At 61.7% G+C, this 25,433-nt stretch carries 21 protein-coding genes, 1 tRNA gene and 1 pseudogene; 9 read left to right on the forward strand and 14 right to left on the reverse strand.

The features are described from left to right. Positions 1 to 40: 40 nt before the first annotated feature. From istA to V4T21_RS02775, 8 genes and pseudogenes are all read right to left on the reverse strand, one after another. Positions 41 to 1,539 (reverse strand): annotated as a pseudogene (gene istA, locus V4T21_RS02735) (IS21 family transposase). 132 nt (positions 1,540 to 1,671) lie between these two features. Beyond that, a complete protein-coding gene (locus tag V4T21_RS02740) occupies positions 1,672 to 2,124 on the reverse strand; it encodes a hypothetical protein (protein ID WP_332712733.1) in 453 nt (150 codons plus the stop codon). An 883-nt stretch (positions 2,125 to 3,007) separates the two neighbouring features. Then, positions 3,008 to 3,331, reverse strand: a complete 324-nt coding sequence (locus tag V4T21_RS02745) for a helix-turn-helix transcriptional regulator (protein WP_332713992.1) — start codon at positions 3,329 to 3,331, stop codon at positions 3,008 to 3,010. Between the two features lie 343 nt (positions 3,332 to 3,674). Continuing rightward, on the reverse strand, positions 3,675 to 4,688 hold the full coding sequence (locus tag V4T21_RS02755; protein WP_332712736.1) for an amidohydrolase family protein: 1,014 nt from the start codon (positions 4,686 to 4,688) through the stop codon (positions 3,675 to 3,677). Positions 4,689 to 4,760: 72 nt separating this feature from the next. After that, a complete protein-coding gene (locus tag V4T21_RS02760) occupies positions 4,761 to 6,449 on the reverse strand; it encodes a thiamine pyrophosphate-requiring protein (protein ID WP_332712739.1) in 1,689 nt (562 codons plus the stop codon). 1 nt (position 6,450) lies between these two features. Further along, entirely contained in the window at positions 6,451 to 8,385 is a 1,935-nt protein-coding gene (locus tag V4T21_RS02765) for a TRAP transporter permease (RefSeq protein WP_332712742.1), read from the reverse strand. Positions 8,386 to 8,451: 66 nt separating this feature from the next. Beyond that, positions 8,452 to 9,462 (reverse strand): TAXI family TRAP transporter solute-binding subunit, encoded by a 1,011-nt coding sequence (locus V4T21_RS02770; protein ID WP_332712745.1) that lies wholly within the window; start codon positions 9,460 to 9,462, stop codon positions 8,452 to 8,454. 35 nt (positions 9,463 to 9,497) lie between these two features. Continuing rightward, positions 9,498 to 10,946, reverse strand: coding sequence for a UbiD family decarboxylase (locus V4T21_RS02775; RefSeq protein WP_332712748.1), 1,449 nt, complete (start codon positions 10,944 to 10,946; stop codon positions 9,498 to 9,500). 211 nt (positions 10,947 to 11,157) lie between these two features. Here V4T21_RS02775 and V4T21_RS02780 point away from each other — a divergent pair, with 211 nt between their 5' ends. Together V4T21_RS02780 and V4T21_RS02785 are read left to right on the forward strand one after the other, a co-directional pair. After that, positions 11,158 to 12,591, forward strand: coding sequence for an aldehyde dehydrogenase family protein (locus V4T21_RS02780; RefSeq protein ID WP_332712750.1), 1,434 nt, complete (start codon positions 11,158 to 11,160; stop codon positions 12,589 to 12,591). Between the two features lie 85 nt (positions 12,592 to 12,676). Continuing rightward, complete coding sequence (locus V4T21_RS02785) at positions 12,677 to 13,678, forward strand: 2Fe-2S iron-sulfur cluster-binding protein (RefSeq protein WP_332712753.1); 1,002 nt, start codon at positions 12,677 to 12,679, stop codon at positions 13,676 to 13,678. An 89-nt stretch (positions 13,679 to 13,767) separates the two neighbouring features. Here V4T21_RS02785 and V4T21_RS02790 read toward each other — a convergent pair whose 3' ends face one another. The 4 genes from V4T21_RS02790 to V4T21_RS02805 all read right to left on the reverse strand — a co-directional run bounded on the left by V4T21_RS02790 (position 13,768) and on the right by V4T21_RS02805 (position 16,864). Beyond that, entirely contained in the window at positions 13,768 to 14,211 is a 444-nt protein-coding gene (locus V4T21_RS02790; RefSeq protein ID WP_332712756.1) for a hypothetical protein, read from the reverse strand. 82 nt (positions 14,212 to 14,293) lie between these two features. Continuing rightward, the gene (locus V4T21_RS02795; RefSeq protein ID WP_332712758.1) at positions 14,294 to 15,157 is read right to left on the reverse strand and encodes an SDR family NAD(P)-dependent oxidoreductase; all 864 of its coding nucleotides are present in this window, start codon (positions 15,155 to 15,157) and stop codon (positions 14,294 to 14,296) included. A 45-nt stretch (positions 15,158 to 15,202) separates the two neighbouring features. Beyond that, entirely contained in the window at positions 15,203 to 16,483 is a 1,281-nt protein-coding gene (locus V4T21_RS02800; RefSeq protein ID WP_332712761.1) for a Rieske 2Fe-2S domain-containing protein, read from the reverse strand. 30 nt (positions 16,484 to 16,513) lie between these two features. Beyond that, positions 16,514 to 16,864, reverse strand: coding sequence for a non-heme iron oxygenase ferredoxin subunit (locus V4T21_RS02805; protein WP_332712763.1), 351 nt, complete (start codon positions 16,862 to 16,864; stop codon positions 16,514 to 16,516). A gap of 286 nt (positions 16,865 to 17,150) precedes the next feature. Between V4T21_RS02805 and V4T21_RS02810 the strand changes: the two genes are divergently transcribed. The 4 genes from V4T21_RS02810 to V4T21_RS02825 all read left to right on the forward strand — a co-directional run bounded on the left by V4T21_RS02810 (position 17,151) and on the right by V4T21_RS02825 (position 20,938). After that, on the forward strand, positions 17,151 to 18,107 hold the full coding sequence (locus V4T21_RS02810; protein WP_332712765.1) for a LysR family transcriptional regulator: 957 nt from the start codon (positions 17,151 to 17,153) through the stop codon (positions 18,105 to 18,107). Between the two features lie 103 nt (positions 18,108 to 18,210). Then, positions 18,211 to 19,848, forward strand: a complete 1,638-nt coding sequence (locus tag V4T21_RS02815; RefSeq protein WP_332712768.1) for an FAD-dependent monooxygenase — start codon at positions 18,211 to 18,213, stop codon at positions 19,846 to 19,848. Beyond that, positions 19,845 to 20,423 (forward strand): UbiX family flavin prenyltransferase, encoded by a 579-nt coding sequence (locus V4T21_RS02820; RefSeq protein ID WP_332712771.1) that lies wholly within the window; start codon positions 19,845 to 19,847, stop codon positions 20,421 to 20,423. The genes V4T21_RS02815 and V4T21_RS02820 overlap by 4 nt, the downstream gene beginning before the upstream one ends. Beyond that, the gene (locus V4T21_RS02825; RefSeq protein WP_332712774.1) at positions 20,420 to 20,938 is read left to right on the forward strand and encodes a TIGR02444 family protein; all 519 of its coding nucleotides are present in this window, start codon (positions 20,420 to 20,422) and stop codon (positions 20,936 to 20,938) included. Before V4T21_RS02820 ends, V4T21_RS02825 begins: the two co-directional genes overlap by 4 nt. Positions 20,939 to 21,172: 234 nt before the next feature. On the opposite strand, the gene V4T21_RS02830 is transcribed toward V4T21_RS02825, so the two are convergent. Continuing rightward, entirely contained in the window at positions 21,173 to 22,039 is an 867-nt protein-coding gene (locus tag V4T21_RS02830; protein WP_332712776.1) for a site-specific integrase, read from the reverse strand. A 494-nt stretch (positions 22,040 to 22,533) separates the two neighbouring features. On the opposite strand from V4T21_RS02830, the gene V4T21_RS02835 reads away from it, so the two are divergent. The 3 genes from V4T21_RS02835 (at position 22,534) to V4T21_RS02845 (ending at position 25,331) form a co-directional block, all read left to right on the forward strand. Then, on the forward strand, positions 22,534 to 22,659 hold the full coding sequence (locus V4T21_RS02835) for a hypothetical protein (protein WP_332712779.1): 126 nt from the start codon (positions 22,534 to 22,536) through the stop codon (positions 22,657 to 22,659). Between the two features lie 9 nt (positions 22,660 to 22,668). After that, the gene (locus tag V4T21_RS02840) at positions 22,669 to 23,013 is read left to right on the forward strand and encodes a hypothetical protein (protein WP_332712781.1); all 345 of its coding nucleotides are present in this window, start codon (positions 22,669 to 22,671) and stop codon (positions 23,011 to 23,013) included. 653 nt (positions 23,014 to 23,666) lie between these two features. Continuing rightward, positions 23,667 to 25,331 (forward strand): recombinase family protein, encoded by a 1,665-nt coding sequence (locus tag V4T21_RS02845; protein WP_332712782.1) that lies wholly within the window; start codon positions 23,667 to 23,669, stop codon positions 25,329 to 25,331. On the opposite strand, the gene V4T21_RS02850 is transcribed toward V4T21_RS02845, so the two are convergent. Further along, a tRNA-Arg gene (locus tag V4T21_RS02850) sits at positions 25,302 to 25,378 on the reverse strand. The genes V4T21_RS02845 and V4T21_RS02850 overlap by 30 nt on opposite strands. Positions 25,379 to 25,433 lie beyond the last annotated feature (55 nt).

Genomic DNA, 25,433 nt, shown 5'->3' on the forward strand with positions numbered 1-25,433 from the left:
TTGAGAGTGTGGGAAAGCAGGATCTCGGGAGCTTCGGTGTTCATGCCGCGTCCTCCGCTTCAGCACCGCCGAGCAGGTGCATATAGGCCTTCGCCGAAGTCATCTCGACGGTCGCTCTCGGCAGGTAGGGATAGATGGACAGGTCTAGCCTCGGCGGCCGACGCTCCACCCGGCACAGGATCAGATGCTTGACGGCGTCGAAGCCGATGGCGCCGAGCTGTAGGGCCTGCTTCACTGCCGCATGCAGGTCGGCAAGCTCGAAGCTTTCCAGCAGACGCAGGATTTGCACGTATTCCCGCCGGCCATGCTTGTTCATCCGCGCTTCTATGAGGCGGCGCAGCGTGGCGAATTCCTCGGGTAGGTCCCAGCCCTGGAGAGGCGCGGCCTGATCCAGCGAATTGATCTTCTGTTCGATCAGCGGCAGGTAATGCAGCGGATCGAAGACGACGTCTTCTCTATCCCAGCTTCGAGGGTGGCGGGCGATGATCTCGCCGCGGCAGCCGATCACCACTTCGTCGACATAGCCCCGGACCCAGACGTCCTGACGGCCATAGGCGACCGGGACGGAATAGTCGTTGGTCTTGTAGCGCACCAGAGACTGCCCCGTCACCTTGGCGCTGGCCTGATCACACGCATCGAAAGGCGAGGCAGGCAACGGGCGCATGGCGGCAAGATCGCGCTGCAGCCGTTCCCCGATCGTCTCGCTCTCACCGCGCAGCCTGTCGAGCTGGCGTTTGCGGCATTGTTCTTCCAACCAGGTGTTGAACGCAGCCCATGTCGCAAACTGCGGGATCGGAACCATGAAGTTGCGCCGCGCATAACCGACGAGACCTTCGACGCTTCCTTTATCATTGCCCTTGCCGGGACGGCCATAGCGGTCCCGGATCAGGTAATGGGACAGGAAACCGCTGAACAGCGTCGCCCGCTTGCGGGTGCCGTCGGCCAGGATCCTGGCCATCAGGCAGCGGTCATTGTCGTAGACGATCGATTGCGGCACGGCTCCGAAAAAGGCGAACGCATGGACGTGACCGTCGACCCAGGCCTCCGACACCGCCGCCGGATAGGCCCGCACATAGCAGCCGTCACTGTGCGGCAGGTCGAGCACGAAGAAGTGCGCCTTTTGCTCGACACCACCGATCACCACCATCGCCTCGCCAAAATCGGCCTGCGCGTGGCCGGGCGGATGCGCCAGCGGCACGAACACCTCCCGGCGACGCTGATCACGTTCGCGCATGTAATCCTTGATGATCGTATACCCGCCGGTGAACCCGCATTCGTCGCGAAGCCGGTCGAACACCCGCTTGGCCGTATGGCGCTGCTTGCGCGGGACCTTTACATCCTCTTCCAGCCATCGATCGATGGTCGAAACAAATGCATCGAGCTTCGGCCGCCGGATTGGTGACTGGCGTCGATAGCCCGGTGGGTCGAATACGACAGCATCTTGCGAACACTGTCGCGCGATATGTTGAAATGCTTCGCGGCCTGGCGCTGCGTCATCCCTTCCGAGCAGGCCAGACGGACCTTCAGATACAATTCCACGGTGTAGATCCCCGAACCCTCCTGCGCTCATTGCAGAAGGACAATAGGTGGACGACTTTTACGCCGCCCGAAGCGGGACTATCCCGCCGCTACCGTGGACGAATTTTGCACCGCCGATCCCAGACAAAAGCCTCACTCATCATCGACCAGCCTTTCCAGTTGCATGATCTGATGGCGCGATGGTGAAGGGCCAATCACGGCGATGATCTGCTCGACAGCTGTGTTGATGTTGATCGAAACATCCACCGTTACCTGCGAGGTAGCCGGTTTATCGTGACCGGCGATCCGGGCAAGGCTGTCGAGCGATTGTCGCAGCGCGTTCAACCCTTGCAGGGCCACGGCGAGGGACCCAGCATTCTGTGCTTGGCTGACAATCTCATCTATTCGCTTACGGAGGTCGCGATGGGCCTCGCCAAGCTCATCACGGGTTGGCAGCGATGCAAGGGCGACTTCGGCTCGACTTGCAGTCTTGGTGATTGTCGGGCCGGGGGCGATCCCGGCACAATTGGCTTTGTGACGACCAAGGCTCACAGGGGAAAGGCCATAGTCCATCGCCACCCGCTTGATAGGTTCGCCAGCGGCCAACCGTCTGTCGATGGCGGATCGATGGATATGCTGGCATGTGGTGCAGGGCCTGGCCATAATAGTAATGATATATCATATCATAACCGAAATGAACCGTTATCTGCGGCATAGTGGTTTTCCCGCGCGAGGAATGACCAACCCCAGGGTGGGCGGTGGGGCCCCAGCCAGATAGGGGTGGGGGTATGGCCCGGCGAATCGGCTGGATATCGCCCCAAGCCGATGGCCAACGTCCGCAAAATGAGGGCTGATGGGATTATCTGTCGGTCTCAACTAAGAGAATGAGAACGCAAGCCTTTCCTCATCGCACCATTAATCGGTTAGGTGGCGGGCTGACGGATTGATAAGAGATGAGGCGGTTATCAGGTAGTCGCTCTAAAGGCATGCCGGGCGCAGGGCAACTCCCACCGCCGCGCTTCCATATCGCTTCCAAAATGGAAAGCCTTGGAAGCACCACGCCCGAAGAAGTAGAAATAGCGCAGTAATTTCAAGTAGTTAAATGGCGCGCCGGTCAGAACAGATCAGCGAACATCTATATAGTTGAAATTGCTCGATAACTTGGCGTCATGAATGAGAGCTTCGTGCCCATTGTCGCCGTATATGGTATGGCCGGGAAGGGGCCGTTTGCTGTCGATCCGGTATTGGCAAAGAAACGAAGAAAGCCGACGTTCGGCATCCGACCCCCTATTAGACGTTGCCGCTGAATCGCATAGTCCCGGAAGCTGCCACTGGCAATAGGGTGCAAGCTCTGCTCGCCACCAGGTGATCTTTCTCTCGTAGGCACGGGCATTCCCGCGCATGTCGAGTGGTTGCCGTGACTAGTCCCCGTCTGGCCACCAGTGGTATTAAGCCTCTTCGTGAATCGAAGTGATGACATCATGAGAATTCACGATGTAGGTTTGTTTTTCAGATTCACCAACGCACGACGAGGCGTGATGCCCGTCACGCGACGGAATGCCACGCCAAAGGCGCTTTCCGACGTGTAGCCCAAATTCGCAGCCACCGCGCCCACGGAAGCCCCGCGCGTCGCAAGAGCTCTTCTCGCCACTGTCATTCGCCAATGCAGCAGATAGTCCATCGGCGATCGCCCGACGGACTCCCGAAAACGAGCGGAAAACTGCGAGCGCGACAGGTGACTGATAGCGGCAAGCTCGCCGAGCCGCCAGTCATGCCCCGGATCAGCATGAATGGCTCGAATGGCCGAGCTCATTCGGCCGCTAAGGCAGATGAAGTCGAGGTCTCGGCCCGCGTCTAGGTGGGCGATGGGAAGCTCCTCGCATCCTGCGAAGACCTTCGCGGCTGGACGCGGCACCCGCGAGAGGTCAATCAAGCCCGTGATATATGCCGGGCACATCCGGGCCCGCGTCTTGTGCCGCAGCACTGCAACAAACGGCGTCAGCCAGCGCTCCAGATCAACGTGCTAGTTCCCATCCATGGCCGGCCCCTCCAAAAGCCGACCGCCCATGAATCATCGAAAACGCCTCGCGGGAATCCTCAAAACGCGCCCGCAACTAAACATGCCAAAGTAGTGCTAGGGTGTGGCAACATATCGTTCATTCGATGCGGAACAGCTTCTGGGCGTTTTTGAAGCAGATCTTTTCCATGTCTTGGGCCGGCAGGTCGAGGGAGTTCAGCACCGCGATGGTGTCGCGGATGTAGCCGGGACCCTTTTCCGGATCGAACGGGCTGTCGGAGGCAAACAGAACCTTGTCAGCGCCGTAGAATTCCAGCCCGCACACCGTTGCGGCGCGGGAGCCGAACACGGCGGTGTCGGCGTAGAAATCCTTAAAATAGTCGAAGGGCCGCTTCTTGAGGTCCTTGAGCACATGGCTCAGATCCTCTGTCGAGGTCCGCTTGCCCAGCTGATCCTGGCCCGGGCCGACCCGGCCCTCGAAATAGGGCACCATGGCGCCAAGGTGATGGGCAAGCAGTTTCAGATTCGGCAGCTTGTCCATCATGCCCGAGAGCACGATGCGCGCCATCGCCGCGCTGGTCTCGTAGGGCCAGCCGAACGTCCACCAGATCTCGTAGCGCGACTTGTCCTCGGTGAGGTAATCGGGCATCTCCTCGCCGCGCGAGGGATGCAGGAACACCGGCCGGTCGAATTTCTGCGCCGTCTCGAAGATGGGGAAGAACCGCTCGTCGTCGAGCGGGGCGCCGTTGACATTGGTGTGGAGCTGCACGCCCACCGCCCCGTCATTGGCCGAAAACACCCGCTCGAGTTCCTTGACCGCCGCATCGGGGTTGTTCATCGGCACGGCGGCGAGGTAGCCGGGGAAATGCTCGGGATGTTTGGCGACCAGTTCGGCAAAGCCCTCATTGCCCAGGCGCGCCAGTTCGGGCGTTTCCTGGGGCGTGCCCATCTGCTCGATGGGCGGCATGCCAAGCGAGAGGATCTGGCGGTAGTTCTCGAACGGCTTGATGACCTTGAAGCGCTCCTCGAGGTCGTAGATGCAGGGGATGCCCTGCATGCGCTTGCCGATGTTCTTGCCCGCGCCCTCGAAGCTCTGGATCTTCTCCCAAAGCGGCTTGGGGAAGAAGTGGTTGAACGCGTCGATATATTGCATGCGGAAACTCGCTTTCATTGCAATGGACATGCGCCGGCCGGGCCGGCGCAAGGGTTGAATAACGGTTGGGGATCAGGACTTGCGGCCGGCCGTGATGCGTGCATCGACAAGGGCTTGCCGCCCCGACCGTATGGCCGCCATGGCGCGCTCGAGCGCCGGGACGAGCTGGTCGAGCCTGTCGACGCGTTCCCCATGGCCGCCCGCCACGTCCATCATTCGCGCATAATCGAAATCGATGGCGAAATCGGTTAGCGGTTCCTTGGCGGCCGCCTTGGCGTAGCCGGACGGATACATGCCATGCGTCGAGCGGCGGACAGCGTTCCAAGCGCAATTATTGTAGATGACCGTCAGCAACGGGATCGATTGCGATGCCGCCACGTGATGGGCGGCGAGAGGGGTGTTGAACATGTAGGACCCGTCCCCGACCGTGACGACGACCGGCTGGCGGTCCTTGGCCAGCGACGCACCCAGCGCCGCCCCCATGCTCCAACCCAGCCCACCCGAAGCGCCAGAAAAAAAGAAGGTTCCAGCGCTATCGAGCCCGAAATCGTCGAGAAGTGCCGGAGATTCCTTGAAGACCGGCACACCGGCGCAGATTTCGGCGATGGCCCGGGTGACGTCCTTGGGTGCAGGCATTGCGGCCCCGTCGCGTTCCGCCGCCGTGATGGCCGAGGGCGTCCGGTCGAGCAGCCGCTCGCGCCGCGCCGCCGCCTTGTCGCCCGCTTCGACGCGATCAAGAAGCGCGCGGAATATCTGGGCAGGTGAGCCAGCCAGCGTAGCATCGGCGCGGAAGCTGCGCATGGGCAGATCGCGGAACAGCGGATCTTCGCCGAGTTGTACGACCTTGCACCCCTCGGGCGGGCGGACCTGATCCGGCATCCACGGCGCGATGGTTTCCGAGACGATGACGAGATCGGCTTCGGGAAGAAACCGCGCCAGATCCGGCCCCATGTTCATGGAGTGGTCGTGGGAGATTTCCATGAAGCGGGGGTTGAAGGGAATGACGGGAACGGCAAACGTTTCGGCAAAGGCCTCCAATGCATCCAGCGCCTCCTGCGTCCGCCCGGTCGCCGAGGTGACCAGCACCGGGTTTTGCGCTTCCCTCAGCCATCCGGCCACCTCATCGAGCGCGGCAGCCGGAGGCAGGCCGGCACGGGCTGGCACGATCGCGCTGGTGTCGGCCAAGCTGATCGTATCCACTTCCATGGCGAGGATCTCGCGCGGCAACGTAAGATAGACCGGTCCGGCGGGGCTCGAACCCGCCATCGCCAGTGCGCGGTCGACGACCGCTTCGAGTTGGCGCGGGTCGCGCAACTCGTAGTCCCAGCGCACCATCTCACGCACGATCCCACCTTGATCGTACATTTCCTGCGGCCAGTGGATGAAGCCCGACCGCGCACCGGGGGCACCGGATTCGAGGATCGGTGTCCGCCCGGCGGTGAACAGCATCGGCACCTGCATGCGGTTGGCATTCATCAGCCCGCACAGCGCATTGGCCGTGCCCACATTGACATGCACCATCACTGCCTGCGGCTTGCCGCTCATCAGCGCATGGCCCATGGCCATCGAGACGGCGACGTTTTCATGCGGAACCAGAACGGGCTCGGGCATAAGGCCAATATCCGAACCGGCCTTGGCGAAGGCTTCGATAATCGGCGCAAAGTCGGTGCCGGCATTGGCGAACAGATAGTCGATGCCGCGCAGTTTGAGCAGTCGCAGATAGGCCTCCGCGACTGTCATGCCTTTTAGGATCAAGGCCATTCTAGACGTCCTGCTTCTGCGATGCCGGAGCAAGCCCGGGAATGGGGAAGCTGGAAAGCGCGATCCCCACGATCGCAAGGGCAGCTCCGGCCAGTTCGGCATAAAGTGAGGGCATGATCAGCAACGCGCCACCGATCGTTATCAGCACCCGTGAGGGCATGTTAAGCATAGAGAACGCGAACCCGCGCAGCCCTGCTGCTACCAGAACGGCCCCGACCAGCGCGGTTAGCGCCACATGCACGATGGAGAACAGGTCGCCATCCATCAGCATCGCCGGATTGAGCGCAAACGCGATCGGCACAAGGAACGCAGCAATCCCCAGCCGCACCGCCTGCCACCCGCTGCCCCATATCGACGCACCGGCAATCGGAGCGGTCACGAAGATCGCGATACAGGTGGGCGGAGTGAAGAACGAGGCCAGCCCCCAGTAGATCACGTAAAGATGGGCCGCGATGTCGGGCACGCCCATGCGGATGAGTGCCGGCGCCATCAGCGTTGCGAGCGTCACATAGGCCGGCGTCGCGTCGAGCCCCATGCCGACGATCAGGCTCACTATACCCACGAGGATCAGCGTCACCAGCAGATTGCCGCCACCCAAATCGACGATGAAGCGGGAGACGTTGATGCCGACGCCCGAGAGTTCGAGCGCACCGATCATGATGCCCACCGACGCGGTGATCGCGACGATCACCAGCCACCGCATCACCGCATCGCGCAAGGCGAGCACGATGTTCATGGGCAGCAGCCAGAAGTTGCGGTCACGCGAAAAGAAGCTGCAAGCGAGGACGACGAGCGAGGCATAGATGCCAGCCATGCCCGGAGGCATTGCCATCAGGATAAGGAACCAGATGAGCGCCAGGATCGGAACAGCATTGTACCAGCCGGTCTTGAGCGTGTGCCAGAGATTGGGCAGGTCGACCTTGGGAATGGCCTTGATACCGTTGCGGCGAGCCTCGAAGTGCACCGAGAAGAAGACGATCAGAAAATAGAGGATCGCCGGCAGCGCCGCGGCAGTGACCACTTCGACATAGGACCGCCCAATCCATTCAGCCATCAGGAACGCGATGGCGCCCATCACCGGCGGTAGGATCATGCCGCCCGTCGAGGCGACGGCTTCCACGCCAGCGGCGAATTCAGGCTTGTAGCCGACCTTCTTCATCATCGGGATGGTGAAAACGCCGGTGGTCGCCGCATTGGCCGAAGGCGAGCCCGAGATCGACCCGAACATGGCCGAAGAGAGAACCGCCGCCTTGGCCGGTCCGCCGCGCGACCAACCGGTGAGACACAGCGCCAGATCCATGAACCAGCGGCTCGCGCCGGCCCGCTCCATCAGCGCTCCGAACACCAGGAACACGATGACGATATTGACCGCAATGCCCAAAGGCATGCCGAAAACGCCCGCATTGGAAACATATGCGCTGTAAAGCAGGCGTTCGAGCGAATAGCCTTGGCCGTAGAGGACGCCGGGCAGGTAGCGCTGCAGCATCGCAATGGCGACAAAGGTCAGGATGATGATGGGCAGCACGATGCCGGTCTTGCGCCGAACCGCTTCGAGCACCGGCACAACGAGGCAAAGCGCCATCACCACACCGAACGTGTCGAGCGTGCCGTAAAAGCCGTAGTCGAGAAGGCGGTCGTTGAAAAAGACGACGAAGCCGCAGCTTATCGCCAACGCCAGCCAGAGCAGCCCATCATACCATTTGAGTCTCACATTAGTGACATGCACCTCGTCGGTGTCGCTGTGCTTGTTATTGAGCGTAAGGAATATGAGGAGAACGGCCAGGGTCAGGCTGATGGCGCGAACCGATTCCTGGGGGATGAAAATTCCGAACCAGGTCGGAAGCTGCGCGATCATGACCAGGTGCCATATCGCCGTAATGGTCGTGAGGGCCAACAGGAAGCCCGAAGAAATGTTTATTCGATCCAAGAGCTTCATGGATACGCTCCTCGCCAAAGGGAACCAAGCCGCCCGGCAAAGCGGGTGGCCTTCAATTGGTGCTGATCAGGTGTTGAGCAGCTCTTCTTGCTTTGCGGCCAGCTCTTCGGTCCACACGCCAGTTTCCTCGAAATAGCGGACGGCGCCGGGATGGAACGGAACGGCGGGGGATCGGAGGGTATTTTCCACCGTCCAGTCCTTTGCGGTCCCGTGGTAGGAAACGAATTCCTCGTGGTTATCAAACAACGCCTTAACCACCTGATAGGCAACTTCCTCATCGAGGCTCGCATCGGAGATCAAGTAGGTGTTGAGCGACGTCAGCGGCACGACTTCAGGCTGGTTGGAGAAATCGTTGGCCGGCTGGTCGACGCCGAAGAACGCGGCGGGCAGCAGTTCGAGCAGCGCATCGCGATCTTCGGGCGAGACCCGCAGGAACTTCATGGCCCCTGCCAGCATCGGCTCCTCGATCTGCCCCGCGCGCGGGCTGAACGGCAGGATAACGGCATCGACGCTGCCGATGCGCATGGCTTCGATCGCGCCGGTAGTCTCATTGGTCTCGACGACGTTCATCGAGCCTTCGTCCAGCCCGAAATGTTCGATGAACGCATCGAGCAGCAACCGCAATTCAGGCAGCGCGCGCCGCTCGCCGATAATCGTCTTGCCGTTGAGGTCGGCGGGCGTTTCGATCCCCGATCCTTCGCGCACGAAGATCCAGCGGTAGCTGGGCTGCCCCTGGATCAGGAGGCGGATGTTGAAGGGTTCGGGAAAGCCGAACTGGCCGGTAAAGCCGGAATAGGCCGAGAAAGAGTTGTTGATCGAAAGATCGATATTGTTCAGGACCAGACCGTTGATGTTCGCGGCCGACCCACCGACCGGCTCGACCGTGGTGTTGATGCCCGCATATTCGCTAATGATCTCGCCTGCCCCGATGGCAAGCGTATAAAAGACCGAGCCTACGCTGGACGTCCCGATCCGCACTGCCTGAGTCTGGCCAAAGGCCGAGAATGGCATGCCTGCGGCGGCTGTCGTTGCTCCCAAGGCCACAAGCATCTGGCGGCGGTTCAATGTGATCGTCATCTGTTCCTCCCGTTATGTCGATCGTAGTGAGGCATTTACCGGAAAAGGTCCGGCCATTTCTCATTTATCGAGCGCCGCAGGGCGGGGCCCGCTTCGGCTGTGATGGGGAACGTCGCGATCCGCCCATAGGGCTTGCAGGCATTGACCACGGCGCGATTGGATTCCCAAGGTGCCTTGGGCAGCATGGGATCGAGTGGGGTCGACCAGGCTTTGCGGATGAAATCGATGTCCTCTACCGGATCGCAGCGCGTCGAAATGGCCCAGATCACGTCATTGATCTCGACCGGGTTGATGTCGTCGTCGACGACGATCGTCCAGCGCCCGGCATAATTACCGGCCCGGCAATTGGCGGCGAGCATCCCCGCCTGGATGGCGTGGCCCGGGTAGTTCTGCTTGATCGATATGACGTTGAACAACCGCCCTGCCCCAGCCTCGTGACACCAGACGCCGGTCACGCCCGCCAGGCCGGCCTTTTCCACCTCGTCCCAGATCATGGCCGATTTGATGGCGGATCGTGCAAAGGTGAAATTCTCCGGCGGCCGCGACGGGACGGCGAGCGTCAGGATAGGGTCATTCCGGTGATAGATGCGCTCAATGCGCACCACAGGCTGCATCGAAGCTTCCGAAGCGTAATAGCCCATGAACTCGCCGAACGGGCCTTCGAGCTTTTCGTCGCCCGGATGAATCCAGCCCTCCAGCACGATCTCGGCATTGGCCGGGATCGGGAGCCCGTGCGTCTTGGACCTGACCACCTCGAAGGGCCGACCGCGCTGGCCGCCGGCATAGTCGAGTTCGGAAATGCCACCCTGAATCTCTTGATGGCTGGCCAGGAACAGCAGTGGGTCCTGCCCGCACGAGATCAAAACGGGGCAAGGCTCGCCCTTGGCGAAATACTTGTCGCGGATGAACCGGCCGTGCTTGCCCGGACTGATCCAGATCCCGACCGTATTGCGATCGTGAACGGCGATGCGGTAGGTGCCCAGGTTGATGTAGCCGCTTTCGGGGTCGCGCATGACGATCATGTCGTCAGTGCCGATGTAGCGGTTGCCGTCCAGCTCGTGCACCTTGGGCACGGGGAACTTGAACAGGTCGATATCGTCGCCCTCGATGACGTTTTCGAGAATCGGACCGTCCTCGACCTCGACGGGCGGAATGAGCTTGAAATCGGAATTGAGCCGGCCGCGGTAAGACTGGACGAGATCGGTCTCGTCCTTAGGCATCGGCAGCCCCAGGACCGTTGCCAGCCGGCGGAACGAATTGGCGGCGCCCGATAGAATGCGGAAGCCCTTGGGGTAGCCCTTTATGTTGTCGAACAGGACCGCAGGGGAACGGCCCGGCGTATGCTGGGCCACCATCTCGGCCACCGCGCCGATTTCGAGATCCCAATCGGCATTGTCGATATGGGCGATTTCACCGAGCTCTTCGAACTTGCCGATGAGATCGCGCAAATCATTATGCCGCCAAGTGGGCGCTGTATCCGTCATATCTCCTCCCGGGGCGCCCCAAAGCCGACCATCCTCGTCCGGCGGCTACGGGGCCAAAGCCATCTCGCATGTCAGCGATGCTTTTGTCAGGCTAAGGCGAGGGGCCTAAACCACAAGAAAGAATTCATTTCACCAGCTAATATGTTTCGGTATGCGCGTAGCTTATACCGCCCGATAACATGGCCCGCATTGGTCTGCGGGAGGAACAGGGATGGACGCGCTCAACCATATCGGCGGGCAGGATCGCGCCGGGGAACGATGGATCGACAGCCTGGATCCGGCAACCGGAGCTGTGATCGGCCGCTATGCGGCAGGATCGGCCGAGATAGCCGAGCAAGCCGCAGCCACGGCGGCGAGGATCTTTTTCGAGACCGATTGGCCGGCCAATGCCCGGCTCCGCGAAGCCATATTGCGCAAATTCGCCGACCGGCTCGAAAAGCGCAGGGACGAGCTCGTTGCCCTGCTCTCGCTCGAGAATGGCAAGCTCAAGCACGAGGCCCAAGGCGAACTGGCATCCGCAATCTCCGAAGCGCGGTTCTACGCGGGACTTACCCGCCTGCCGCAGGGCCGAAGCGGCGAAGTCGTGCCCGGTGGGCTCTCGATTCTTTCGCGAGAGGCCGCCGGCGTTGCCGCAGTCATCGTGCCCTGGAACGCACCCGTGACCCTTTTGGTGCGCTCCCTCGCACCGGCTCTCGCCGCCGGCTGCACCGTGGTGGTCAAGCCTGCCCCTCAGACCGCGCTCATCAATCGGGCCATTCTCGATGCCCTTCTCGCCGACCCTGACCTGCCACCCGGCGTGGCCAACATCGTCAACGAAAACGGCACCGAAGTGGGCCGCGCCCTCGTCGCCTCGCGCAACATCCACGTCATCAGCTTCACGGGGTCATCAAGCACCGGCATGGCCATCATGGCCGCCGCCGCGCCGACCATGAAGCGCCTATCGCTCGAGCTCGGCGGCAAGTCGCCGGCCATTGTCTTCCCCGACACTGACCTCGACCGCGCAGTGCAGGAACTGACCTTCGGCGCGTTGTCCGTCGCAGGTCAATTCTGCATGTGCGCCAGCCGCTTTCTCGTCCACAGCGATCTCGAAAAGACCCTGCGCGGGCGCCTCGCCGAACGCTTTCGCGCCATCCGGGTCGGCCCCGCCTCCTCGCCCGAAAGCCAGATGGGCCCTGTGATCGACGAGACCAATCGCCAGCGGCTTGTCGGTCTGATCGAAGGCGCAAACGAGGCCGGCAATGTCATTGTCGCTGGAGAAGCGCGCGGCGGGACCGGTAATTTCCTCACCCCCACCCTCGTCGGCATCGACGATCCGCAATCACGCTACGTCCAGACCGAGCTTTTTGGCCCCATCATCACGTTCGAAACGTTCGGCGATGAAGACGAAGCGCTGGCCAAGGCCCACGCCACCGTCTACGGCCTCGCAGCGAGTGTGCATACACGAGACCTCGAACGCGCGCACCGCATGGCCCGCAGGCTGCGCTTCGGCACGGTCTGGCTCAATTGCCACCGCCGTCAGTTCGCCGAAGCGGAAGTTGGCGGGTTCGGCGAGAGCGGGCTGGGTCGCTTGCATGGGGTCGAAGGCTTGGCCGACTTCCTCGAAACCAAGCACGTCTTCCTTCAGCACACGCCCGAAGCGATCTAAGTCTTTCTAATAGCTCTGACCAGATGACGGTTCTTCTCCCCGATTTGTCCACGCCCTAGCGTGCGCAAAAGTCCGGAGGCAGAGCATGAATATTTCCATCGAAGGCACCGAAACGACATTCGTCTGCGGGGATGACACGATCCTGCGCGCCGCCCTTCGAGCCGGGTTGGGCTTTCCCTACGCCTGCAATACCGGCTCATGCGGCAATTGCCGTTTCACGCTCGTCGAGGGAGAAGTCACCCACATTTCCGAGCCACCGGCCTGGTCCGAACGCGACCTCAAGAAGAGCCGCTGGATGGGCTGCCAGGCCCGCCCCTCTTCCGACTGCACAATCAAAGTACGCCTCGATCCCGCCTGCGTTCCCACTCACCGCCCCCGGCGCATGGGAGCGACGCTTACGGCCTCCACGCCCATCACGCATGACATCCGAGAGTTCACCTTTACGCTTTTCGAACCTGCCCAGGCCCTGCCGGGACAATACGCGCTGATCTATCTGCCGGGCATGGACGCCCCACGCGCCTATTCGATGTGCGAGATTGCCGGGGCCGGATCGCAATGGTCGTTCCAGATCAAGCTCGTCCCGGGCGGTGCCGGCTCAAGCGCGCTGCAGGCGCTGAAGACCGGCGACGAAATCACCATCGATGGTCCCTATGGCACCGCGCATCTGCGCCCCGACGCTCCGCGCGACATCCTGTGTCTCGCCGGTGGGTCGGGTCTTTCACCCATGATCTCCATCGCCCGCGCCGCAGCCTCTGACTCGGCTCTCGCCGATCGGGAAATCCACTTCGTTTATGGCGGGCGCATGGTGCGGGATATCTGCGGTGAATCGATGCTCGAAGCCCTGCCCGGCTATGGCAAGCGCATCCACTACGTGCCGGTGCTCTCTCATCACCCCATCGACAGCGCCGAAGCCTGGAGCGGCGCGCAGGGCTTCGTCCATGAAGCGGTGGCCGAGCACTATGGCGACCGGCTCGCCGAATTCGAGATCTATTTCGCCGGCCCTCCGCCCATGGCCGAAGCGATCAAGCGGATGCTTTTTGAGCGCGGCGTGCCGCAGGACCAGGTCCACTACGACGAATTCTACTGATCGGGGTAATATCGCCGAAGGCGGCCCGCGTGGCCGCCTCGTCAAATCTCACGAGAACCGGTATGGGCTGGACCGGTCCGCTCATCGGCTCAACTGCTGCTGCCGATCCACTGGAGCATGGTGGGCAGGTAGTCCTCGTCGGTGGTCATGGTGATGAGATCGGCATTGAGCCGCATCGCGTTGACATTGGCGCCGACCGCCAGCCCGCTCGTATCGCGCGAGACGACGACCGCGGTCACCAGAACGCCGATCTGCCTGGCCCAGGCATAGATGCGCGAAGCGTCCTCGCCCGTCGGCTCGTCCGGCCGCCCGACCACGACGATGGCATTGAGGTCCGGCGCCTCGCCCGGACGGCCGCCTGTCAGTACATCCAGCCCCAGTTCGGTCACCGCCACGCCTTCGGCCACCGCCCGTTTGGCCAACGCCGAACCGCCCTGTCCCAGCCCGAACATCGCGATGTGCCGCGGCACGGAGTTGGGTTTCTGTATCCGGTGGGCCGGATTGGCGTTGGCGAGCGAATTCAGGATTTCCATGGCTTCACCGTGCAGTGAGTGGCTGCCGGACGGCCTTCTCCGTCGACCGTCTTGAGCGCCCCGTGCGCTGTTGCATCCTTCATCAGCATCCCCCGCTTGCATCGATCACATGCCCGGTAATGTAAGAGGCATCGTCGCTTGCAAGAAATGCTATCGCCGCAGCCTGCTCCTCTGGCTGGCTTCTGCGTCCCAGCCCCGGAGAGCCATCCATGCGCATGTCGAGCATCTGCTTGTAGTATTTCTCCGTATCCTTGGCCGGCTCGGCCTCGATTCCGGGGCGCAATGTCAGTCGCGAAGTGCGCCTGTCCGGGATTTCGGTGCTGCCGGGGGCGACCGCGTTCACGCGGATGCCGTATTGACCATATTCAGCACCCAGAACTCGTGTCAGCGCCTCGACACCGCCCTTACATGCCGCGTAGGGCGCACGAAAGAACCCCCCCTTGGTCACGCTTGAGCTAACGTTCACGATCGATCCGCCGTTCTGCTCCACCATGACCGCAAGGACCGCGCGGCAGCACCACAAGGTGGTGTGAAGCGAGCGCTCCACTTCCTGGAGAATTTGCTCTTCGCTATAAAGATGCAGAGGCTGCCACCAGATGGTGCCGCCCACCACATTGGCCATCACGTCGACGCGTCCGAAACGCTCGACCGTCTTTGAGACAAGTTCGGTTGCACCGGCGAAACTACTGACATCCGACAAGCAGAGCATCGCCTCCACTCCGGCGGACTGCAACTGCTCAAGCGTTTCCCGAGCGGTTTCTTCGATCCGCTCGGCCACAACAACCTTGCCACCCTCGGCGCCGAAGCGTCGCGCGGTCGCGCGGCCGATCCCCTGCCCCGCGCCGGTCACGATACAAACCTTGTCTTGCAATCGGCGCGCGCCGGCGGCTTTCGGATCAAGCGCGGCAGCCTCCGTGGTTGTTCCTGGCAGTGTCTTAGGAACCATGATCTACTCCGTTCAACAAGCAACGCACCCTTGGGCACGGGCCGCTTAGATCGAGGTGTGGTGAATACCCGGGCGGGCGGTGAGGTCGTCCAGCTTCTTGTCCTGGAAGGCCTCGCCGACCGGAAGCACGAAGGATGCCGACCGCACACGGTGGCAATTGGGGTCGCGCCCCGGCGGCAGATCGCCCTTCTCCAGCGCCTTGGCCGCCTTGCGCAGCCGCTGGCGCGCCATGATGATGGCGTTGTCGGTCGAGGTCAGGTTTTCCTTGGTCCGATCCTGGATCGGGCCCATGCTCTCCTGCAGCGAAGCATCCTGCATGGCGATGCCGGGAATGCCGCTATAATAACGCCCTTCCTTCTGCGCTTGCCGGTCCATGCCGTAGTCGTTGCGCATGTTGAGCACCGGCTGAAACGTGCCCGGAATAAGATTGGTGTGGATGCCCCCACCCGCCCTCATGGTTTCCACCTCTTCCTCGGTCAGCGGCCGGGTCGGGTGGTAGGTGAAGGTCCAGGCGAAATTGTTCTCGTCATCGATCGGCACCCAGGCATGGCCGTTGAGCGCGTTGTCGCCATAGGGCGGCACCATCGTGTACCAGGGCATGATCCACTGCGTGATGCGCCAGTAGTAATGGTTGTCTTCGCCATTGCGTCGCGCGCCGATGAACAGCCCGCCCGATGAGTCGACCACCTCGAATTTCGGCATGCGGTCGCGCTGATACTGCGCGCCCTTGGTGCCCTGGTGCAGCTTGTCTGTGTGAAGCTCGCCCGAATGGAGGAAGGATACGTGAGCGGAGTCGATGCCCCCCTCCATGGCCTGGAGATAGTTGCTCTCCTGCCAGCGCTTGGAGATATAGACATGCTCTGCCGGCAGGTCCATCCACTCAAACCCCGGCAGTTCGGGCTGCTCGGCCGGATCGCCCATATATGCCCAGATCACTCCGCCTTTTTCCTTGAGGGAATAGGAGGTGAGCTTGATGCGCTGGCAGAACCCACTCTCGACAGGCTCGGACGGCACCTCCAGGCACTCGCCCTTGGTATTGTATTTCCAGCCGTGATAGGGGCAGCGAATGCCCCCTTCCTCATTGCGGCCGAACCACAACGAAACGCCACGATGGGCGCAGAATTCGTCGATCATGCCGAGTTCGCCATTGGTATCGCGAAAGGCGATCAGGCGCTCGGACAGAACCTTGACGCGCACCGGGGGGCAATCAGGCTCGGGTAGCTCTTCCGAGAGCATTACCGGTATCCAGTAGCGGCGCATCAATTCGCCCATCGGCGTGCCGGGCCCGGTCCGGGTCAAGAGTTCGTTCTGTTCCTGGCTCGCCATGGCAAACCTCCCTGATGCCAAATTTCAGTCTTAAGAGTTCGCCGCGATTTTGTTCGCGCAGGCGATTGCGGCCTGATCGAGATCGATCATCACCTTGCCGTTCCTGATCTCGACGGCGTAGGTCCGGACCGGGATCATACAGGGCGGAATGACCGCCTCGCCGGTGCGGATATCAAAGCCACCCTGGTGGAAGTCGCATTCGATGACATAGCCATCGAGCTCGCCTTCCGAGAGCGAGCCGGGCCCGTGCGTGCATTGGTCGTCGATGACGTAGACCGTCCCCTCGACGTTGAAGACGGCCAGTTCGCGGTCCTCAAAATCCACCTTGAGCGGCTCGCCCGGCGTGACCTCGTCGACATCGCAGATCGCGTGATGGCCCATCGATTTCTCTCCACCGTTCGTTCCTCGCGCACGATCCAACCAGACGGTGGCGGCAGCGACGATTTTCCTCAATGAACCAAGGCTTAGCCCTCGACCATCGCAGGCAGCAAATACCGTCTGCTGTGACTTGCTATGAGTTTTCCTTATGTCTTAGTGTGGGATTTGTTGCCTGTGGCAGCACCTATTCAGTGATAAGCCATGCAGGTGAGCCTGGGAGCCAACCTGCGCCGATCCACGCCGCTACGCGCACGACAACGATGCGTGGGCGCCAACCTCACAAAGTGCCATGACAGCTAGTTCGCTTCGACAGATCCGCTATTTCGTGGCCGTGGCCCACACGGGCAGTTTCACGGCCGCGGCGGAAGAACTGCACGTGTCCCAGCCTGCGGTCGGACTGCAGGTGAAATTCCTCGAAGACCGTCTCGGCGTTCCCCTCTTCGAGCGCCATTCACGTGGGGTGGAGATCACCCGCGCCGGGCAGACCTATCTCAGGCATGCCGAAGTCATGCTGCGCGAGCTCGAGGAGGCCGAGCTGGCCATGGCCAGCTTTCGCGGCAGCCAGCCCATTTCGCTGCGGCTGGGCATCACACCCACCATCGGGCGCACAATTCTCGCCCATATGATGCACCGCGCCGCCCAACCCGATATCGCGATGCGCGTCGAGTGCGAGGAAGGGGTTTCCGACAAGCTCATCAACATGGTGCGCACCGGCGAACTCGACTGCGCCTTTTGTTACGACCCTGCGCCCGAGCAAATGCTCTCGATCACGCCGCTCTATACTGAGGATTTGTGCCTGGTCGGCCCCGCCCAGGTGATCGGGACGCAAGGGCCGGTGCAGTTTTCCGAACTCACCGAACTGCCGCTTGTGCTCAGCCCCCGCCCCAACCATCTGCGCGAGATGATCGAGGCCCGGGCCCGCGAGCATGGCGCGACGATCTCCCCGGTCGTCGAACTCGAATTGATCGGGCTCAAGCGCGAATTCCTGATCCACTACGACTATTGCACGGTCGCCCCGTTCGGCCTGTTTCTCAGCGACATCCAGAACGGGCAGATAGCCTGCCGGCCCATCGTTAATCCGACCGTCTCGCGCACAATGTGCTTGGCCTTGAGCCGCAAGATACCTGCCATTTCGGTAGGACGGCTGTTCGAGATGGTCAAACCCCTTATCGCCGAGCACATCGCGCTCGGTGATTATCATTGGCGTCAGCCGGACGCCGCAAGCACCACCGCGCAATCGTCCTGACCTCCTTTAAGGTCCGGGATTGCTGGTGCTTGGCCAAGTGTAACCGGGCCTTTGGTCCTTATGAAAGCGGTCCCACGTAATGTTGGGGCCGGGAGGAGGTTGAATGATGAGTGCTCATACGGGCATGGACGCGAGCGTCCTGATCGTGGGCGGCGGCCCGGTTGGAATGGGGCTTGCCATTGAATTGGGGCAGCGGGGGATCGACGTCCTCGTCGTCGAAAAATACCACGAGCCTCAGCAGGTCCCCAAGGGCCAGAACCTCACCCAGCGCACTATGGAGCACTTCCATTTCTGGGGCATCGAAGACGAACTGCGCGCCGCCCGGACCATCCCGAAGGATTACGGCATCGGCGGGCTGACCGCTTATGGAACGCTGCTCGGCGACTACCACTATGACTGGCTGCAGCGCGAACTGGTCCGCCCGTTCTATTTCACCGACAACGAGCGGCTCCCCCAATATGCCACCGAAGCGGTGCTGCGCGAACGTGTCACCCAATTGCCTACCGTTAAGACCATGTTCGGCTGGACCTGCGTTTCGGTCGACCAGACAGCCGAGCGCGCCACAGCCCGCCTGGTGAACCGCGACACCGGCGAAAAGAAAGCGGTGAGCGCACCCTGGCTCGTGGGGTGCGACGGCAGTAAATCCGCGGTGCGTGAAAGCGCCGGAATCGACCAGGAACGGTCCGACCACGACCGGCTGATGGTGCTGCTGGTCTTCAAGTCCAAAGAACTGCACCAACTGCTCACCCGCTTCCCCGGCAAGTCATTCTACAACGTGTTGCACCCCGATCTCGAAGGCTATTGGCTGTTCTTCGGCCGAGTCGACCTGGGCGATACCTGGTTCTTCCACGCCCCCGTCCCGCTCGGAACCACGCGCCATAATTTCGACTTCGCCGGATATCTCCACAGGGCCGTCGGCGAACAGTTCGACGTTTCCTTCGACCATATCGGCTTCTGGGATTTGCGCGTCGCCATCGCGCAAACCTATTCAAAGGGCCGGATTTTCGTGGCCGGCGACGCAGCCCACAGCCATCCCCCCTATGGCGGCTACGGCATCAACACCGGCCTCGAGGACGCACGCAATCTCGGCTGGAAGCTCGCCGCAACGCATGAGGGTTGGGGCGGCGCGATGCTGCTCGCGACCTATGACGAGGAGCGCCGTCCGGTCTTTGCCTCGACGGCAAAGGATTTCATCGAAAAGGCCATCGAAACCGACAAGGCCTTCCTCGCCGAATTCGATCCCCAAGCCGACCGCGGCGCTTTCGAAGCCGAATGGACCTCCCGCGGCTCGGGCGCGCGCGGCGAAGTCAACGCCTATGAGCCCAACTACGCGGGCTCCTCGCTGGTCTTCGGGCCCGACGGCGCACTCTGCAACGCCAAGGGATCGCACAGCGCGAAAGCGCGTCCCGGACACCATTTAACGCCGCGCATGCTCTCGGACGGACGCAATGTCTATGAGGCGCTGGGGCCGGGCTATACGCTGCTCTCGTTCGGCACCGACGACAGGAGCACGGCCAGTTTCGCCGCCGCCGCACGGGCGCTGGGCGTCCCGCTGACGATCGTCTCCGACGATGAAAATGAGGGTCGGGACGATTACGGCTCCCCTTGCATCCTGGTGCGGCCCGATCAGTTCGTATGCTGGACCGGCAATTCGCCGACGCCTGACGAGGCGGCGGGCATCCTCGCCCGCAGCCGAGGAGATGCTGCCGATCTCCGCCTTCTCGAGGAAAGCTACGCATGAGTGGGGTACGCCGGCTGATCGTGGGGATTTCCGGGGCCTCCGGGGTCATCTATGGGGTGCGCGCCCTCGAAATCCTGCGCACCGTCCCCGACATGGAAACCCATCTGGTGATGACCCCCGCGGCCATCCGCACGCTGGGCGAGGAAACAGAACTCAGCGCCGACGACGTCAAGGCGCTGGCCGACCACGTCCACAGCCCCCGCGATATCGGGGCGGCCATCTCGTCGGGTTCGTTCAGGACGCTGGGAATGCTCGTTGCGCCTTGCTCAGTAAAGACGCTGAGCGGCATCGCCAATTGCTACAACGACGAGTTGATCGTTCGGGCCGCCGATGTGTGCCTCAAGGAGCGCCGGCGCGTGGTGCTGATGTTCCGCGAAACCCCGCTCCACGCCGGCCACATCGCGCTCATGGAATGCGCCACCCTCAACGGCGCCATCGTCATGCCGCCCGTTCCCGGCTTTTACAGCCTCCCGCAAACCATCGACGACATCGTCACCCAGAGCGTGGGCCGCGCCCTCGATTTGTTCGACATCGACACCAGCCTCGTCAAACGCTGGAAGGAGGCGGAGGCGTGACCGAACCCGCCGCGCTCGAGGCCCCCCATTGGCGCTTTGCCGTCGATCTCTACGCGCGGGACGGCGTTTCCCAGGCCTGCCTTGCCCTGCAGGACCGGTTCGGCGTCGATGTCATTGTGCTGATGGCCGCCCTCTACGGCGCGGTCGCTTTGGGCAAGGCGCCCGGCGCGGACGACATCGAACGCATGGATGCCGCCATTGTCCAATGGCGCCACGCCGTTGTCCATCCGCTGCGCGAGGTCCGCCGCTATCTCAAAATGGCGGATATGGGCGAGGCCGCCGAACGCCTGCGCGAAATTGTCAAATCGAGTGAGTTGCGGAGCGAACAGATCGAATTGGCCCTGCTGGCTCCGTTGGCCAAGAGCTTTTCAGGCCAAGTGTCGCCAAACCGGCTGCAAATGCTTGATTTACTAGCGTTAGTTACCCGGTTCTTTGCTCAAGATGAAGTGGACCGGCACACCCTGGATCATATTGTTAGCCCGATCGTCAGCGCGGCTATGACATTGGGTCACTGACCTCCGCAACCGCCAATTGTCTTTCTTCCCGGAATGCTCATGCGCTCTGATCGGTGAAAAACCAATGGCATTGGCTCGCGCCCCCCCTTTCCCCCGCCTGCACAGCGATGGGCTTTGATATAGCTGCTATCGATCTGGGCGGTTTCCTCATTCTGCTTTGATACGCTTCAATTGGCTTCGGAATGCTTCAATCACCATCAGGAGCCCAGGCTGTCGATATAGGCAGTTCTGGCTTCAATGAAGCTGCATTGGCTCCAATCGAGGTGCTGACGTTTTTGGCTCGAACAGCTTCAGGGTACCTCTCACCTGAGCGACACTCTCGGGTGAGGGCCTGCCCGCCATCTTAAGCCCTACCCACCCGGTCCGGCGCTTGGCGTAGTGGCTTGTGGCGGTGCGGATCGAAGCATGTCCGGAAGCGGCGGCAACCTGCGCAGGGGTCATCCAGGTCTTGGCTGTCGCCATGCCAACATGACGCAAGGTGTAGAGGCTGACCCTGGGAATACCCAGAGTCTTGCAGACGCGGGCCAGCCGGGATGCAAGCCGGTCATGAAGCTTTTTCCAACTCCCGGCGGCCGCGACGGCCTCTTTGAGCTTGTGCAGGAATTTTCGCAAGGCGGATATGGCCCGAGGACCCATGTCCGCAATGTCGCGCTCCCGATGTTCACCGTTGGCACGCCCATTTGTCGCCTTGGCGTTGCGAATAAACAGTGACGTTCCCTCAATCCATGCCCCGAGATATTCGCTCGGCCGCGGAAACAGCGCCACACCAAAACCCATGAAGCACCTGATGAGCCAGTCGTCGTCCCGACCGGAAGATTTCAGAAACCGGTCCAGCCTCGTGAACTGCGCGATCGGCAGGCTCTTGCGCTTTCTGGCCGAGGTCCGCTTCGGTCCCTTTTCTCTCGGTGCCGGCCCCTTGTGCAGCCACATCTCGAGTTGAGCACGCACGGTGGGGAAGAGCCGGGTGGTTTCCAGTTCATGGAGGATCGCGGCCCGGTACTGTCGCACGGTGCTCGGTGACCAGCGATCGTCCTGCCGGCAGAACCAGTCGATGACGTCCACAACATCTCCGCCGGCGCGTTCCTCCCGTTCCGCCATCATGCGGAGCCTCTGGAACCGTTCCTGATATGCCGTTTTCGTTTGATTTGTCCGGCTGACGATCCTGCCCGTACAATCCCTTGCCATGTCCATCGTCTCCCATTGTTACTCGACGTTAGTACAAGGATGGTTTGAGACGATGAAAGTATCCAGAGCGGAAAGATCGAACCACGTGCATCGATCACAATGACCAGCACAATGACGCTCGCTCTGACCACGCGGTCGCGGGTGACACGGGCTCCGATCTGCAACAGCAGATAGGCCTGTCATCGCTGCTGCCGAGATCGATAAAAAGCCATCGAGTACCGGCGGAGGCTCTTAACCTTGACGGCGGACTTCGCTCGACTTTCCCATGAAAGGTGATAGAGGGCATGGTGCCGGTTCTCGCCAGGAGCCGGTCGTCATGGTTGGCGCCCGCATAAGGCGGGTGCCACGGAGGCTGCAACCTCCGCAGACACCCTGACCATGATCGCTCACTGCTGACACAGGAGTTCAACATGGCTATCCATCTTCTGGACGTGCGCCCGCGCGCCGTCAATCCCGTCTATTCGCCCCTCCCCCACGGCTATCTCTGGCGCCTGTGCATCGTCGTGCGCGTCGCGATGCCGAAACCGTCGGCATAGGGGGCGATCATGAAATTGCTGACGATCATAGTGGACGCCACCGGGACGCTCCACATCGAAGCCACGCGCGCGCCCGACCTGCGGCGGCGGGAGATTTCCGCCCAGACGGGAAGCGCCGACCTCATCTTTGCCGCTGTCCCACCGCTGGGGCAGTCAGCCGAACAGTTTGCTGTGAAACTCAAGGCGATTATCGGTACGCAGCAACCTATCGATGCCGACGCCGTTCGCCGTATTGCGGTCTGGCATGTGCATATGAGGCCCAGACTGCAGTACGTGACCCGCAAAGTCCGCATGCGCCTGCTCCGGAAGCTTCGGCTTCAGCGGGCGGCTCCAATTCTGGACCCGGCGCATTGATGGAGATGGGGTCAACCCGTTCGCGTGAAATCAAGCACCGATCGCGCCGCCCATGGCTGAAACCGGCCGCGGAGACGTAAGCTGCGCCGCACGGATTCCCGGAGGGGATCGCAGCTGGAGGCAAATTTTTGATTTCTTCTACAAAATTATGTTTGCCTTCGAAAAGAATCCATCTGACCCTTGTTGCGTGGCTGGCAAATGAAAACGACCTCCTCCCTCATTTGTCGGCCACCCGCGAGGGTAGGTGAGGAAAATTTCCCACGTCAGTCGGCGGCCATCCCTCTGCGCGTAGGCCGTCGGCTGGCGTGGGACATCATGGTTGCGCATGGCGTCGAAACGATCGGGTCCGTCGGCGCCACGCGCGGCTCGCGCATCAAAGCCGGCACATGAGAAGCGCACGGTAGCCGGTGCACCCAAACCGCCCCGAACCAATAGAGAGGGTGGACGAAAACAGAAGAACGCGACGGGACGATGCAGCCGAGATGTCGTGCTTGTTTTTCCCGAAGTCCCGGGTCTGGCCCGGGCCGAACTGGAGGCTCTCGAGCGGTATCTGGGCACGCAGATCGACCGCATCCTCGACACCCGAGGCGGCACCTGACTCCTGTCGGGGTCGCCTCGGGACTGATCCGAATGACCAAGTGAGCACTGCAACCATGGCACAGAGACGGCAGCACCAGTCTGGAGACATCAGCCCCGTGCGAAAGGCTGCGCTCTATCTTCGTGTCTCGACGACCAGACAGGCCGAAGGCGAGGTCAGTATCCCCTCCCAGCGCGACCAGGCGCTTGCCTATTGCGAGCGCGAGGGACTTTCGGTGGCAGCAGAGTTTATCGAGCCCGGCCGCTCGGCCACCGACGATCGTCGCCCCGCTTTCCTCGAAATGATCGACCGGGCCTGCGATCCCGATCATCCCTTCGACGTCATCATCGTCCATGCCTTTTCGAGATTCTACCGCGACGGCGCGGAGATGGAATTGCTCATTCGCCGCCTGCGTAAGCACGGCGTAACGGTCGAATCGATTTCGCAGCCAACCCGCGAGGACGACCCCGCCGCGCAGATGCTGCGCCAGGTGATCGGCATCTTTGACGAATACACGTCCAAGGAGAATGGGCGGCAGGTCACCCGTGCCATGAAGGAAAACGCTAGGCAGGGCTTCTGGAACGGGGCCACGCCGCCGCTGGGCTACAAAATCATCAAAGCGGAACGCCGCGGCCATAAGATCAAGAAGAAGCTCGATATCGATTCCGTAGAGGCTGAAACGGTCAGGCAGATCTACCGGCTCTATATCGACGGTGACCGCAAGTCGGGCACGCCACCGCTCGGGATCAAGGAACTGGCCAAGTGGCTTAACGCTCACGGATACACCACGCGCAAGGGCGGCGCCTTCGGTGTTGGTCCGGTCCATCACATCCTGACCAACACCGCCTATGTCGGCCAATGGCGCTATAATGTTCGCAACAAGGCCACAGGCAAGAAAAGCGAACCCGCCGATGTCGTGGATGTTCCCGTGCCGCGTATCATCGACGACAGGACATTCGATACGGTGCAGTCCAAGCTTGCCGCCAACAATCCCAGGATCAATCCCGCACGCGCCGTGAGCGGCCCCATCCTTCTTACCGGTCTTGCCACCTGCGCCCATTGCGGTTCCGGAATGACCCAACGTACCGGAACGTCCAGTTCGGGAAGAGTCTATTCCTACTACACCTGCGCCGGCCGGGCCCAGCGTGGCCCGACTGCCTGCAAGGGCAATTCAATCCGCATGGATGCCCTCGACACCAACGTTGTGGATGCCCTGCGCGAAAAACTGCTGGCACCCGACCGCCTCGCGGCCATGTTGGCCGCCTTTGCAGAGCGCCGGACCCAAAGAGCCGCAGCGATCAACGAACGACTCATTGGCCTGCAGCAAGAGGCAGACTCTGCCCGGGACAAGCTCGACCGGCTCTACAAGCTTGTCGAGGATGGCGCCGAACTCGATGATGTGCTGCGCGATCGCATCGCCAAGCTTCGGGCTGACCATGAGCGTGCGAAAGCCTCGCTTGAACGTACCCGGGTCCATTCGGGCGATGACACCGTGATCGATCCGGCCAAAATCACGGCGTTCTCCGACCTCATGACCGGCATTCTCGATTCGGCAGAAAACCCCGCGCGCAAGGCATGGCTGCGATCTCTCATCTCCAAGGTCGAGGTCGATGCCGACTACATCCGAATCGTCGGCAGCAAGGACGTGCTCAACGCCGCCGTGGCGGCATCGGCAAATTCGGGTGAAAACGTTCAGAAATGTGTACCGGAATGGCGCACCCGACACGATTCGAACGTGTGACCTCTGCCTTCGGAGGGCAGCGCTCTATCCAGCTGAGCTACGGGTGCCCGGGGCCAGCGAAGCAAGGCCCTAGATCGGTTCGGCGCGAACCTACTGTAAGCG

Origin of the sequence: Pelagibacterium mangrovi (assembly GCF_036662815.1) — a bacterium.
Lineage (GTDB): Bacteria > Pseudomonadota > Alphaproteobacteria > Rhizobiales > Devosiaceae > Pelagibacterium > Pelagibacterium mangrovi.